The following is a 14,730-nucleotide window of genomic DNA, read 5'->3' on the forward strand; positions in this document are numbered from 1 at the left end:
GAGATTAATCAATATTATCCTTGCGATAATTTAGGAAAATTCAGCGTTATAACTTACAGGCAAACGACTGCTTTTAATCATTCTCCGGAGTGGTTCTGCCTTTTTTTGTTAGACGTGATAAAGGACACAATGTGAAAACTTTCGGAAAGGTCTGGCTCGTTGGTGCAGGTCCCGGTGATATTTCATTACTCACCCTCAAAGCAGTGATGTGCATTAAACAAGCAGATGTCATTATTTACGACAGGTTGGTCAATCCTGAGATTCTGGAATGGGCATCCGCTGACTGTGAGCTTATCAATGTCGGTAAGAATCCTGGATTTCATTGCGTGCCACAGGATGAAATCAACGCGCTTCTCGTTCAGTATGCCCAGACGCATCACAACATCGTGCGCTTAAAAGGTGGCGATCCCTACGTATTTGGTCGTGGGGCCGAAGAAGCTGAAGGGCTTATCGAGCCGGGGATACCTTTTGAAGTCGTCCCCGGTATCAGTTCAACCATTGGGGGATTAACCTGTGCCGGGATCCCGGTAACACATCGCGATTACGCCTCTGGTTTTCACGTGGTGACCGGCCATACACGCGAAGGTAACCAGCAACAGGACTGGCGCCAGCTGGCCAAACTGAACGGTACATTGGTTATCGTCATGGGTATCGCGAATCTGGCATTCATCTGTGAAGAGCTACTGATGGGCGGAAAACCGGCGGAAACACCCGCGGCCATTATCATGTCCGCGACCCGGGAGAATCAGCGCCGACTGACCTGTACCCTCGGATCGTTGCTGAGCAATGCGCAGGAAGCCAACATTACGCCACCTGCACTGGTCGTCATTGGCGATGTCGTCACGCTGAGCGATCGTCTGTCTTTCATTCCTGCCGCTATCGACCTCCCTGAACATCTTTACTGCGAGAGTCTGGCGTGACGAAAAGACTGGGGTGATGTTTGATGCGCCGCCCGGAAAACGCGACAAAAATAGCTGGTTTGCGCGTACTGAAGTTTCCGGGCAATACTGTCTATTGAATGAACAGGATCATGTAATAGCTCCCCCGCCTTTTGCATTTTTTTCTGATTTACCCAGGTTTTAAAATTAACGCCCTGGCGTTTCTTAAAAAATCGACTGAAATAATTTGCACTTAAACAGACATGTGCTGCCACAGACTCCAGGGATAAGTCACTATACAAGTTATCATCAATATAACGCAGTGCCGCCAGTAGTTTTTTCTCATGACGAGAAAGCTCCGTTAAATAGTGCCGGACGCTACTTAGCGGTTTATCGAATACCACTTCAGATTGCTTTTCTTGTCTCTCAAAATTGTTGACAATAAAATGCAATAAATTAGCCGATGCCACCAATGTATTATTATCAACCGCAACAAGCTGATCCCACTCGGCTTTTATTTGAGGATCGCCCATCCACCGTAACTCATCTTCAACGATGATGGTTTTATATTCCTGGTACTTAGCCCGAACCTGACCACAGATAATAAAACCATGCAGATTCCCCTCATAAATTAATGGCATGGAGAATAAACTTAGCCCTGCATGGCAGCTGAATATTCTGGGTTTACACTGTTTCAGTGCCTCAAAAGCACACTGTTTATCACACGCCTGGCAACCAACATTGTAGCGTTTATTCGCTCTCATCAGCTTACAGAATGAATTAAAATTATGGCAATCAGAGAGTGCTCTGCCTGTAACATCAACGACTACCGTTGCTAACCCCGTCGCATTGGAGAAAACTTCTGCTATAGAGAAAAAACATGGTAAGTAATCATCCTGAATTTTCAGCGACACGCCATCCTCCAACCTTAATATGACTAAAGGCGGTAATATGCAAAATCCAGACACAAGAAAGAATGATGTTCGCCGCAAAAAATAATCTCATTTGTGAAGATGATTGTGATCAAATTGCATGATGCGGGATAACAGAAAATAAAAAAGGCCATCAATAGATGGCCAACCATGTCGAAAACGAATCAGTCTTGCTTCCTTCGCGTAACCGCTGTTTTCTGCTACGCGAAAGAGTCGGACCTTATACTGCTTTTTGAGAATTACTTAATTACCGCTTTCAGCGCTTCGCCGATATCGGCCAGACTACGCACGGTTTTCACACCAGCAGCTTCCAGCGCAGCGAATTTCTCATCCGCTGTCCCTTTACCGCCCGCGATGATTGCCCCCGCGTGACCCATACGCTTGCCTTTCGGCGCGGTCACGCCTGCGATGTAACCCACGACCGGTTTAGTCACGTGATCTTTAATGTACGCCGCCGCTTCTTCTTCTGCGCTACCGCCGATCTCACCGATCATGACGATCGCTTCAGTCTGCGGATCTTCCTGGAACAGTTTCAGGATGTCGATAAAGTTAGAGCCAGGGATCGGGTCACCGCCGATACCGACACAGGTAGACTGGCCGAAACCGTAGTCGGTGGTCTGCTTAACCGCTTCATAGGTCAGCGTACCGGAACGGGAAACAATACCCACTTTACCCGGCTTGTGAATGTGGCCCGGCATGATGCCGATTTTACATTCGCCCGGGGTGATAACACCTGGGCAGTTCGGGCCGATCATGCGAACGCCAGCTTCATCCAGTTTCACTTTCACGGTCAGCATATCCAGCGTTGGGATACCTTCGGTGATAGTGATGATAAGCTTGATGCCTGCATCAATCGCTTCCAGAATGGAATCTTTGCAGAACGGTGCTGGAACGTAGATAACGGTGGCGGTTGCGCCGGTCGCTTCTACCGCTTCACGTACGGTATTGAATACCGGCAGACCCAGATGCGTGGTGCCGCCTTTGCCCGGTGTAACGCCACCGACCATTTGCGTACCGTAAGCAATAGCTTGTTCAGAGTGGAATGTCCCCTGGCTACCGGTGAAGCCCTGGCAGATAACCTTGGTATCTTTATTAATTAAAACTGACATTATTTCCCCTCCACTGCGGCAACAACCTGCTGAGCTGCATCCGTCAGACTTTTCGCTGCAATAATATTCAGGCCGCTGTCAGCCAGTTTCTTCGCGCCGAGTTCGGCGTTGTTGCCTTCCAGACGTACCACGACCGGAACGTTTACACCTACTTCCGCTACCGCGCCGATGATACCGTCAGCGATCAGATCGCAACGAACGATACCGCCGAAGATGTTAACCAGAACGGCTTTAACATTGTCGTCAGAGAGGATGATTTTGAATGCTTCGGTTACACGTTCTTTGGTCGCGCCGCCGCCAACGTCGAGGAAGTTAGCCGGTTCACCGCCGTGCAGTTTAACGATATCCATGGTGCCCATTGCCAGGCCCGCACCGTTAACCATACAACCGATGTTACCGTCCAGTGCGACGTAGTTCAGTTCCCACTGTGCAGCCTGCGCTTCACGCGGATCTTCCTGAGACTGGTCGCGCATTTCGCGCAGGTCAGCCTGGCGGAACAGCGCGTTGCCGTCAGCGCCCAGTTTGCCGTCGAGGCAAATCAGGTCACCCTGCTTGGTTACCACCAGCGGGTTGATTTCGATCAGCGCCAGGTCGCGCTCCAGGAAGATAGTCGCCAGACCCATGAAGATCTTGGTGAACTGCTGAACCTGTTTACCTTCCAGACCCAGTTTGAACGCCAGTTCACGACCCTGGTAAGGCATAGGGCCTGCCAGCGGATCGAGCGCCACTTTGTGGATCAGGTGCGGAGTTTCTTCCGCTACTTTTTCGATTTCCACGCCGCCTTCGGTAGAGGCCATGAAGACCACGCGACGGGAGCTACGGTCAACAACTGCGCCGAGGTAAAGTTCTTTACCAATGTCGGTCGCGGCTTCAACCAGAATTTGATTTACCGGTTGGCCATGAGCGTCTGTCTGGTAAGTAACCAGACGTTTACCCAGCCAGTGTTCAGCAAAAGCGCGAATGTCTTCTTTGCTGTTAACAACCTTCACACCGCCCGCTTTACCACGGCCACCAGCGTGAACCTGACATTTCACTACCCACGGGCCAGCGCCGATTTTAGATGCGGCTTCTTCGGCTTCACGCGGAGTAGTACAGGCATAACCCACCGGTGCCGGTAAGCCATAGCGGGCAAAAAGTTGTTTTGCCTGATATTCATGTAAGTTCATGTGTTCTGTCCATCCTTCAGGTAATCGTTATCTTTTACCCGTAGGTCTGATAAGGCGTCCAGACCTACGGGGCAGGTGATACTCTTATTAACTACACGTCCAGCAGCAGACGTGTTGGATCTTCCAGCAACTCTTTAATGGTTACCAGGAAGCCCACTGACTCACGACCATCGATCAGACGGTGGTCATAAGACAGCGCCAGATACATCATCGGCAGGATTTCAACCTTGCCGTCTACTGCCATCGGTCGATCTTTGATGGCATGCATACCCAGGATGGCGCTCTGCGGTGGGTTGATGATCGGCGTGGACATCAGGGAACCGAACACACCACCGTTAGTGATGGTGAAGTTACCGCCCGTCAGATCTTCAACCGTCAACTTGCCGTCGCGACCTTTTACCGCCAGTTCTTTAATATTCTTCTCGATGTCGGCCATACCCAGCAGATCAACATCACGCAGTACCGGGGTAACCAGACCACGCGGCGTGGAGACCGCCATGCTGACATCAAAGTAGTTGTGATAAACCACGTCATCACCATCGATAGACGCGTTCACTTCCGGATAGCGTTTCAGCGCTTCAACAACGGCTTTAACGTAGAAAGACATAAAGCCCAGACGGATACCGTGGCGTTTCTCAAACGCGTCACCGTACTGCTTACGCAGGTCCATGATTGGCTTCATGTTGACTTCGTTGAAGGTTGTCAGCATCGCGGTGGAGTTTTTCGCTTCCAGCAGACGCTCGGCCACGCGCTTACGCAGACGGGTCATCGGAACACGTTTTTCACCACGTGCGCCCAGCGCAGGCTGTGCCGCAGGTGCTGCAGCCGGCGCTTTCGCTTCAGCTTTCGCCGCCGGCGCTTTAGCCAGATGTTTTTCAACATCTTCACGGGTGATACGACCGCCGACACCGGTGCCGTTGATAGCGCTGGCTTCGAGGTTATGCTCACCCAGCAGGCGACGGATCGCCGGGCTCAGGGCATCGTTGTTCTGCTCGGCGAGAGACGCCTGCTGGCGCTGTGCCGGAGTAGAATCTTTCTCTTCAGACTTAGCACTGGTTTCTTTACCGGTGCTGTTGCCTTCACGCAGGCGACCGAGGATCTGGCGAGAAGTGACGGTTGTCCCTTCATCTTCCAGAACCGCATCAAGAATACCGTCCGCTGATGCCGGTACTTCCAGTACCACTTTGTCAGTTTCGATTTCTACCAGTACTTCATCACGACGTACTGCATCGCCCGGTTTTTTGTGCCAGGTTGCAACCGTTGCATCCGCTACGGATTCAGGCAGGTCGGGAACAAGAATATCTACGCTACTCATTATTTATCCTTTATTTAATCGACGTTCAGCGCGTCATTGACCAGATCTTGTTGCTGTTTCTGGTGAACGGACATATATCCTACTGCCGGAGAGGCAGAGGCCGGGCGACCTGCATAACGCAGAGCTGACCCAAATGGAATGACTTCACGGAAATGATGCTGGCTGCAGTACCATGCGCCCTGGTTGAGCGGCTCTTCCTGGCACCAGACAAAATCATGTACATAAGCAAACGGTTTCAGCGCTTCCTGCACCGCTTTATGCGGGAACGGATAGAGCTGTTCGATGCGCACAATGGCAACATCTTTTTGGTCGTTCTTACGGCGTTGTTCCAGCAGGTCGTAATAAACCTTACCAGAACACATTACGACACGCTTCACGGCTTGTGGATCAAGTTCATCAATCTCACCAATGGCTGGCAGGAATGTGCCGTTCGCCAGTTCGTCCAGCGTAGACACCGCCAGCGGATGACGCAGCAGCGACTTCGGTGACATCACCACCAGCGGACGACGCATACCGCGCAGCGCCTGACGACGCAGCATGTGGTAAACCTGCGCCGGGGTAGACGGGACGCAAACCTGCATGTTTTGCTCAGCGCAAAGTTGCAGATAACGTTCCAGACGCGCGGAGGAGTGCTCCGGCCCCTGACCTTCATAGCCGTGCGGCAGCAGCATAACCAGACCGCACATACGGCCCCATTTCTGCTCGCCGGAAGAGATGAACTGGTCGATAACGACCTGTGCACCGTTAGCGAAGTCACCGAACTGTGCTTCCCAGATGGTCAGCGTGCGCGGTTCTGCTGTGGCATAACCGTACTCGAACGCCAGCACGGCTTCTTCAGACAGCACGGAGTCCCAGACGCGGAAGGTGCCCTGTCCGTTATGTACATGCTGCAACGGAGTGTAAGTTGAACCGTTCGCCTGGTTATGAATCACCGCGTGACGGTGGAAGAAGGTTCCGCGACCGGAGTCTTCACCCGACAGACGGACCGGAATGCCTTCGTCAACCAGCGTGGCGTAAGCCAGATTCTCTGCACCCCCCCAGTCAAACAGCTTCTCGCCTGCGGCCATGGCCTGACGGTCGCCGTAAATCTTGGCAACACGCGACTGCATTTCAACCGCTTCAGGTACGGTGCTGATGCGTTTTGCCAGCTCCTGCAGACGCTTCATCTCAACTTTGTTCGGGTAGTTTTCATCCCACTCGTGGTTGAGGTACGGCGACCAGGTGAAGGAGTGCATGTTCATTGGACGCCACTCTTTCACTACGCATTCGCCAGCATCCAGCGCGTCACGGTACAGATTGACCATCTCGGTCGCATCTTCCAGCGTGGCGACCTTGTCCGCTTCCAGCTTATCAGCGTAGATTTTGCGCGGGGTCGGATGCTTTTTGATTTTCTGATACATCAGCGGCTGGGTTGCGCTCGGCTCGTCGGCTTCGTTGTGGCCGTGACGGCGGTAGCACACCAGATCGATGAAGACATCGCGTTTAAAGGTATTACGGAAATCCAGCGCCAGACGCGTCACGAAAGCGACCGCTTCCGGGTCATCCGCGTTCACGTGGAAAATCGGCGCCTGAACCATCTTACCGATGTCGGTGCAGTATGGTGTAGAACGTGCGTCCAGCGGGTTAGAGGTGGTGAAGCCCACCTGGTTGTTGATGACGATGCGAACGGTACCGCCCACTTCGTAACCACGTGCTTTCGACATGTTCAGGGTTTCCTGAACCACACCCTGACCGGTTACCGCAGCGTCGCCGTGGATGGTAATCGGCAGAACTTTATTGCTGCTCGGCTCATCCAGCCTGTCCAGACGCGCACGTACCGACCCGATAACCACCGGGCTAACGATTTCCAGGTGCGACGGGTTAAACGCCAGCGCCAGGTGTACCAGACCGCCTTCGGTTTCGATATCAGACGAGAAGCCCATGTGGTACTTCACGTCACCGGTGCCGAGGTGTTCTTTATGTTTGCCCGCAAATTCGTCGAACAGTTCCTGCGGGCGTTTACCCAGCACGTTAACCAGTACGTTCAGACGACCACGGTGCGCCATACCCAGCACCACTTCACGGGTTCCGCTGTTACCGGCGTGGCGGATCATCTCTTTGAGCATTGGGATTAACGCATCACCGCCTTCCAGCGAGAAGCGTTTTGCACCCGGGAACTTCGCACCCAGGTAGCGTTCCAGACCTTCTGCTGCGGTCAGTTCGCTAAGGAAGCGTTTCTTCTCTTCACTACTGAATGCGGCACGACCGGACTCAATACGCTGCTGGAGCCAACGTTTCTCTTCGGTGCTGGTGATGTGCATATACTCGGCGCCAATCGGGCCGCAGTAGGTTTGTTTCAGCGCGACAACCAGGTCGCTCAACTTCATCGTGTCTTTGCCGCCGGCAAAAGAACCTACGTTAAAGCTTTCCTGAAAATCCGCATCGGTCAGATCGTGGAAAGACGGGTCCAGATCGGCCACATTTTCTTGTTGCCACAGCCCCAGCGGATCGAGGTTCGCATGCTGGTGACCGCGGAAACGATAGGCGTTAATGAGCTGCAGGACTTTAACCTGCTTCACATTGGCATCAGGGTCGGAAATAGAAGAAGAGTAACGTGGGGTAATCAACGCCTGTCGACGGAAATAATCACGTGTTTTTGAGTGGAGTTGATCCGGTTTGACTCCGGTACCAGGTAACTGCTGGAACGTCGAACGCCAGTTAGCATCTACCGAGTCAGGGTCGGTTAAGAAGTCTTCATAGAGCTGTTCTATCCAACTCTGGTTAGAACCAGAGAGGTAAGAAGAGTCCAACCAGGCTTTCAAAGCGCTGTTCTGCATCGTGATCCCTTAAGCATCTTTTCTGCTTATTTAATACTCTAAATAGATCACGTTTCAGGAAGGCGGCAAGCTTGCGAATCCCCGGGAGCTTACATCCAGTAAGTGACCGGGGTGAGCAAGTGCAGCCAACGCACATGCAATGTGATCTATGACGAGTATTTCGCCGTGGATACTACCACGCACACCGATGTGCGTGCCGGGGTTCACTTGCGAGCTCTTTTTGTTTGGCTCGCGAAGGAACCTTTAAAAACTGTCAGAGATAAGGGGCAGTTTTTAGAGGTTTCCTACATTAACGATTCGCCTGATGGCGCTTTGCTTATCAGGCCTACAAGGTACATAACCCGTAGGCCGGATAAGACGTTTACGTCGCCATCCGGCAACCACTACAACAACTTACGCACTACGTTTGAGCAGCATCGACTTAATATGGCCGATGGCGCGCGTCGGGTTCAGTCCCTTAGGACATACGCTGACGCAGTTCATGATGCTATGGCAGCGGAATACGCTGAAAGCGTCACTCAAACCGTCCAGGCGGCTGTCGGTCTCGGTATCGCGGCTATCAATTAAGAAGCGATACGCTGCCAGCAGGCCTGCCGGACCAATAAACTTGTCCGGGTTCCACCAGAATGATGGGCAGGACGTTGAGCAGCATGCACACAAAATACATTCATACAGCCCATCGAGCTTCTCACGCTGCTCTGGCATTTGTAAATGCTCACGAGCCGGTGGATTTTTCCCATTATTCAACAAGTAAGGTTTAATCTTCTCATACTGTGCGTAGAATTGCCCCATGTCTACCACCAAATCGCGCACCACCGGTAAACCCGGCAGCGGGCGAATGACAATCTTCTTGCCCGGCTGATTCAGCGCAGAAATAGGTGTGATACAGGCCAGACCATTTTTGCCGTTCATGTTCAGGCCGTCGGAGCCACAGACCCCTTCACGGCAGGAACGGCGGAACGATAGCGACGGATCTTTTTCTTTCAGCTGCATCAGTGCATCCAGCAGCATCATGTCGCGCCCTTCTTCCGCCTCCAGGGTGTAATCCTGCATGCGCGGAGCGTCGTCAACATCCGGGTTATAGCGATAAACTGAAAACTCGAGTTTCATTGTCCTGTCTCCGCATTAATAAGTACGAATCTTCGGCGGGAATGCCGGGCGCAGCTTCGGTTCCATATTGACTTGACGTCGCGTCATGGATTCCGACTCTGGCAGGTACAGGGAATGGCACAGCCAGTTTTCATCATCACGTTCCGGGAAGTCGAAGCGACTGTGAGCGCCACGGCTTTCGGTACGGAAGTTTGCAGATACTGCAGTGGCGTACGCGGTCTCCATCAGGTTATCCAACTCCAGGCACTCAACGCGCTGGGTGTTGAACTCGCTGGAGGTATCATCCAGACGGGCATTTTTCAGGCGCTCACGAATGGCTTTCAGCTCTTCAAGACCTTTCGCCATCGCGTCACCTTCGCGGAATACCGAGAAGTTATGCTGCATACATTCCTGCAGCGCTTTGCGGATAACCACCGGGTCTTCACCATCGCGGTTACCGTTCCAGCGATTCAGACGCGCCAGAGAGGCATCGATCTCGTCTTCCGTCGCATCCAGCAGGTCGCCCTGCTCGGCAATAGATTCCTGCAGATGCAGACCGACCGCACGACCAAACACCACCAGATCCAGCAATGAGTTGCCGCCCAGACGGTTGGCACCGTGAACCGATACGCACGCGATCTCGCCCACTGCAAACAGTCCAGGAATCACCACATCTTCGCCCTGCTCGTTCACAGTCAGCGCCTGACCGGTCACCTTGGTCGGAATACCGCCCATCATATAGTGGCAGGTTGGGATAACCGGAATCGGCTCTTTCACCGGATCAACGTGGGCAAAGGTACGGGACAGTTCGAGGATGCCCGGCAGACGGGATTCCAGAACTTCTTTACCGAGGTGGTCGAGTTTCAGCTTGGCGTGCGGACCCCATGGGCCGTCGCAGCCGCGACCTTCACGGATTTCGATCATGATGGAACGCGCCACCACGTCACGACCCGCCAGGTCTTTCGCATTCGGGGCATAACGCTCCATGAAGCGCTCGCCATGTTTATTCAGCAGGTAACCGCCTTCACCACGGCAGCCTTCTGTCACCAGCACGCCCGCGCCGGCGATACCGGTTGGGTGGAACTGCCACATTTCCATATCCTGCACCGGGACACCGGCACGGATTGCCATACCTACGCCATCACCGGTGTTGATGTGGGCGTTAGTTGTTGACTGGTAAATACGGCCAGCACCGCCGGTCGCCAGCACGGTTGCGCGGGCTTTGAAGTAAACCACTTCACCGGTTTCGATACACAGTGCGGTACAACCGACAACTGCGCCATCAGCATTTTTCACCAGATCTAACGCATACCACTCGGAGAAAATCGTGGTGTGGTTTTTCAGGTTTTGCTGATACAGCGTGTGCAACAGCGCGTGACCGGTACGGTCAGCCGCCGCGGCGGTACGTGCCGCCTGTTCACCGCCGAAGTTCTTCGACTGGCCGCCAAACGGACGTTGATAAATGGTGCCATCGTCGAGACGCGAGAACGGCAGCCCCATGTGGTCCAGCTCCAGAATCGCTTCCGGACCGGTTTTACACATATATTCAATCGCGTCCTGGTCACCAATGTAGTCCGACCCTTTAACGGTGTCGTACATGTGCCATTCCCAGTTATCTTCATGGGTATTACCAAGCGCCACGGTGATGCCACCCTGCGCGGATACGGTATGGGAACGGGTCGGGAAGACTTTGGAGAGCAGCGCACAGGTCTGGCCGCTCTGGGAAATTTGCAGCGCCGCGCGCATACCTGCGCCGCCGGCACCAATCACAACAGCATCAAATTCTCTGACTGGCAGTTTCATTACACACCCCACACCACAACAAATCCATAAATGACGTAAACCACCAGCGCAACGACAATGGCCAGTTGCAGAATCAGGCGTACAGCCAGCGGTTTAACGTAGTCGGTCAACACCTGCCACATGCCAATCCATGCATGAATCAAGATAGAGAAAAGAGCCAGCAGGGTGAAGACTTTGGTGAATGCCGATGAGAAGAAACCGGTCCAGACTTCAAACGTCAGCTCGCCGCTGGTGGCGAAGAAGCCGACCATATAGATGATGTATAGCGTCAGAACGATAGCGGTAGCACGGACCAGAATGAAGTCATGTACGCCGTTGCGTCCTAATGCGGAGGCGTTGCTTACCATACGAGGACTCCTGCGAGAAGTGAAAGCACGACAATGATAACGAAACAAATTTTGGCGGAGCGTGTCCCTGCTTCGAGGGTTTCTTCGATATAGCCAAAATCCATCAACAGATGGCGAATGCCCATGACGGCGTGATAGGCCAGCGCAATCAGGATCCCCCACAGAATTAACTCCACAAAGAAGTTATTCATAATGGATGACGCGGCGAGGAAACCTTCAGGGGAGGACAAGCTGGTACCCAATAACCACAACAGGATCCCGACCGCTACGAAGGTGATCACTCCAGATACGCGATGGAGAATGGACGCTATCGCCGTGATTGGGAATCGGATCGTTTGTAGATCCAGATTGACAGGTCTTTGTTTTTTCACATTTCTTATCATGAATAACGCCCACATGCTGTTCTTATTATTCCCTTTGGACTTCGGGCACAGAAGATAAAGACTTCTGTAGTCTGAAAGACGCCGGGATTTCCTTCCTCCGGTCTGCTTGCGGGTCAGACAGCGTCCTTACTATAACTACGCGTCATATAAAACACTGCTTCCAGTTGCTAAAACGACACGTTACAACGCTGGTTGGCTCGGGATTGCAGGGTATTCCGGAGACCTGGCGGCAGTATAGGACGTTCACAAAATCATTACAATTAACCTACATATAGTTTGTCGGGTTTTATCCCGAACAGTGACATAGGTCACGATAACAACATTATTTTAATTTTTAATCATCTGATTTGACAATCATTAAACAAACTTGTTACAAACGACACCAGAAAAAGCATATAATGCGTAAAAGTTATGGGGTCACTCTTTCACCGGAGATTTAGTTATGTAACAGTGTGGAAGTATTGACCAATACCTTCAGGACAGTTATTAGTGATAGACAGGTTAAATAATTCGGATTGCTAAGTTCTTGATTTGCAGTTTATTCGCCATGAAAAGACCGTTTTACCTGCAAGCGCCCATAGCTCTGTACCCAGGTCATCCCCTCTTTCGCAGAGCGGCGAGCCAAATAACAAACTGGTAACGGTTTATTGATGTACGAAGGCAAATTTGAGTTCCGGCAGTCTTAAGCAATAAGGCGCTAAGGAGACCGTAAATGGCTGATACTAAAGCAAAACTCACTCTAAATGGTGACGCTGCTATTGAACTGGATGTGCTGAAAGGTACGCTCGGTCAAGATGTTATTGATATTCGTAGCCTTGGCTCAAAAGGGATGTTTACTTTTGACCCAGGTTTCACCTCTACCGCATCCTGCGAATCCAAAATTACTTTCATCGACGGTGACGAAGGTGTTTTGCTGCATCGCGGCTTCCCGATTGACCAGTTGGCGACCGAGTCCAACTATCTGGAAGTGTGTTATATCCTGCTGTACGGTGAAAAACCGTCACAGGAAGAGTACGACGAGTTCAAAACCACGGTCACTCGCCATACCATGATCCACGAGCAGATTACCCGTCTGTTCCACGGTTTCCGCCGCGACTCCCACCCGATGGCCGTTATGTGCGGTGTTACCGGGGCACTGGCTGCGTTCTATCACGATTCGCTGGACGTCAATAATGCGCGTCACCGTGAAATCGCCGCCTTCCGTCTGCTGTCAAAAATGCCGACCATGGCAGCGATGTGCTACAAATATTCCATCGGCCAGCCGTTTGTTTATCCGCGTAACGACCTCTCCTACGCCGGTAACTTCCTGAACATGATGTTCTCCACGCCGTGCGAAAAATACGAAGTAAACCCCATTCTGGAACGCGCCATGGATCGTATTCTGATCCTGCATGCTGACCACGAACAAAACGCGTCAACGTCAACCGTACGTACCGCGGGTTCTTCTGGCGCTAACCCGTTTGCCTGCATCGCGGCCGGTATTGCCTCCCTGTGGGGACCGGCACACGGCGGCGCCAACGAAGCTGCGCTGAAAATGCTGGAAGAAATCAGCTCTGTTAAACACATTCCGGAATTTGTTCGCCGCGCGAAAGACAAGAATGATTCCTTCCGCCTGATGGGCTTTGGTCACCGTGTTTACAAAAACTATGACCCACGCGCCACCGTGATGCGTGAAACCTGCCATGAAGTGCTGAAAGAACTCGGCACCAAAGATGACCTGCTGGAAGTGGCAATGGAGCTTGAGCACATTGCGCTCAACGACCCGTACTTCATCGAGAAGAAACTCTACCCGAACGTAGACTTCTACTCCGGCATCATCCTGAAAGCGATGGGCATTCCGTCCTCCATGTTTACCGTTATCTTCGCCATGGCGCGTACCGTTGGCTGGATTGCACACTGGAACGAAATGCACACCGACGGCATGAAAATCGCCCGTCCGCGTCAGCTGTACACCGGCTACGACAAGCGCGATTTTAAGTCTGCTATTAAGCGTTAATTGAGAACAAGCCTCCCTTCCTGTCGGCAAGGGAGGCAAATGTTCAAACCGCATTGTCGAAACTCAGGCAAAAACGTTTTCAGTCCAAGGGACTGGCGTCATTTTTTAGCTGGGAAAATATAGCTGTACGTAACTCATCTGCACCTGGCAAACCTGGTTTTGGCAAAATTGCACCTCTCAAATCTGCGGCGTTCCAACCTTGATCTGTCAAAAATACACCACCTGAAAAATCTGCACGCTGAAAATTTGTTCCGTACAAAGTTACTTTTGCCAATGTTGCACAGGACAACGTTGCGCCTTCCAACGCTGCATATGTCAAATCTGCACCTTCCAGATTTGCATTTAACAAAATTGCATCGAACAAATTTGCACCTGCCAACACTGCATATTTCAAATTGGCAACTCTCAGATTTGCACCTATCAAATTTGTAATTGATAAATCAACACCTTCCAGATTTGCATGTGATAAATCAGCATCTGATAAATTTGCACCTGATAAATTAGCACCTGACAAATTATTACCTTTCAGATTTGCACCTCGTAAATTAGCACGGTGAAAATTTGCACCTGATAAATCAGCACCTGACAAATCAGCACCGAACAAATTAGCACCAGACAAATCAGCACCGGACAACTTTGTACCTGATAAATCAGCACCGCCCAAATTTGCACCGAACAACTTTGCACCTACCAAATTTTCACCGTGCAGAATTACACGTGATAAATTAGCACCGGACAAACCAGCACCGAACAACTTTGCACCTGATAAACGAGCATCTGACAAATCAGCACCTGACAAACCAGCACATTCCAGATTTGCACATTTCAGATCTGCATCTGACAAATCAGCATCTGACAAATCAGCACCTGACAAATCAGCATCTGACAAATCAGCA

12 protein-coding genes and 1 pseudogene are annotated in these 14,730 nt (G+C 51.7%); 3 read left to right on the forward strand and 10 right to left on the reverse strand.

The features are described 5' to 3' along the window. Window positions 1-131 precede the first annotated feature (131 nt). The gene (gene cobA, locus FDX19_RS01595; protein WP_137381340.1) at window positions 132-920 is read left to right on the forward strand and encodes a uroporphyrinogen-III C-methyltransferase; all 789 of its coding nucleotides are present in this window, start codon (window positions 132-134) and stop codon (window positions 918-920) included. Here the strand turns inward: cobA and FDX19_RS01600 are convergent. The 9 genes from FDX19_RS01600 to sdhC form a co-directional block, all read right to left on the reverse strand. Further along, window positions 899-1,792 carry a PocR ligand-binding domain-containing protein gene (locus FDX19_RS01600; RefSeq protein WP_137381341.1) on the reverse strand — a complete coding sequence of 298 codons (894 nt, stop codon included), beginning with the start codon at window positions 1,790-1,792 and terminating at the stop codon, window positions 899-901. The two genes, cobA and FDX19_RS01600, sit on opposite strands and share 22 nt — an antisense overlap. 257 nt (window positions 1,793-2,049) lie before the next feature. Then, window positions 2,050-2,919 carry a succinate--CoA ligase subunit alpha gene (gene sucD / locus FDX19_RS01605; protein ID WP_005122544.1) on the reverse strand — a complete coding sequence of 290 codons (870 nt, stop codon included), beginning with the start codon at window positions 2,917-2,919 and terminating at the stop codon, window positions 2,050-2,052. Next, a complete protein-coding gene (gene sucC, locus FDX19_RS01610; RefSeq protein ID WP_003022927.1) occupies window positions 2,919-4,085 on the reverse strand; it encodes an ADP-forming succinate--CoA ligase subunit beta in 1,167 nt (388 codons plus the stop codon). Before sucC ends, sucD begins: the two co-directional genes overlap by 1 nt. Before the next feature lie 91 nt (window positions 4,086-4,176). Beyond that, window positions 4,177-5,400, reverse strand: a complete 1,224-nt coding sequence (gene odhB, locus FDX19_RS01615) for a 2-oxoglutarate dehydrogenase complex dihydrolipoyllysine-residue succinyltransferase (protein ID WP_043015624.1) — start codon at window positions 5,398-5,400, stop codon at window positions 4,177-4,179. 14 nt (window positions 5,401-5,414) lie between these two features. Continuing rightward, the gene (sucA, locus tag FDX19_RS01620) at window positions 5,415-8,216 is read right to left on the reverse strand and encodes a 2-oxoglutarate dehydrogenase E1 component (protein ID WP_137381342.1); all 2,802 of its coding nucleotides are present in this window, start codon (window positions 8,214-8,216) and stop codon (window positions 5,415-5,417) included. Between the two features lie 393 nt (window positions 8,217-8,609). Then, the gene (sdhB, locus tag FDX19_RS01625; RefSeq protein WP_137381343.1) at window positions 8,610-9,326 is read right to left on the reverse strand and encodes a succinate dehydrogenase iron-sulfur subunit SdhB; all 717 of its coding nucleotides are present in this window, start codon (window positions 9,324-9,326) and stop codon (window positions 8,610-8,612) included. A 15-nt stretch (window positions 9,327-9,341) separates the two neighbouring features. Then, the gene (gene sdhA, locus FDX19_RS01630; RefSeq protein ID WP_137381344.1) at window positions 9,342-11,108 is read right to left on the reverse strand and encodes a succinate dehydrogenase flavoprotein subunit; all 1,767 of its coding nucleotides are present in this window, start codon (window positions 11,106-11,108) and stop codon (window positions 9,342-9,344) included. Further along, window positions 11,108-11,455 carry a succinate dehydrogenase membrane anchor subunit gene (sdhD, locus tag FDX19_RS01635; protein WP_005122550.1) on the reverse strand — a complete coding sequence of 116 codons (348 nt, stop codon included), beginning with the start codon at window positions 11,453-11,455 and terminating at the stop codon, window positions 11,108-11,110. Before sdhD ends, sdhA begins: the two co-directional genes overlap by 1 nt. Then, a complete protein-coding gene (gene sdhC / locus FDX19_RS01640) occupies window positions 11,449-11,853 on the reverse strand; it encodes a succinate dehydrogenase cytochrome b556 subunit (RefSeq protein WP_016152282.1) in 405 nt (134 codons plus the stop codon). Before sdhC ends, sdhD begins: the two co-directional genes overlap by 7 nt. Before the next feature lie 383 nt (window positions 11,854-12,236). Here sdhC and FDX19_RS25245 point away from each other — a divergent pair. Then, window positions 12,237-12,347: pseudogene (locus FDX19_RS25245) on the forward strand (hypothetical protein). Window positions 12,348-12,550: 203 nt separating this feature from the next. Beyond that, window positions 12,551-13,834, forward strand: coding sequence for a citrate synthase (locus FDX19_RS01645; protein WP_137381345.1), 1,284 nt, complete (start codon window positions 12,551-12,553; stop codon window positions 13,832-13,834). A gap of 79 nt (window positions 13,835-13,913) precedes the next feature. Here the strand turns inward: FDX19_RS01645 and FDX19_RS01650 are convergent. Further along, window positions 13,914-14,730: pentapeptide repeat-containing protein (locus tag FDX19_RS01650; RefSeq protein WP_170974327.1), on the reverse strand; the 817-nt coding region annotated here is incomplete at its 5' end.

The organism is Citrobacter sp. wls619 (genome assembly GCF_005281345.1).
Taxonomy (GTDB): domain Bacteria; phylum Pseudomonadota; class Gammaproteobacteria; order Enterobacterales; family Enterobacteriaceae; genus Citrobacter.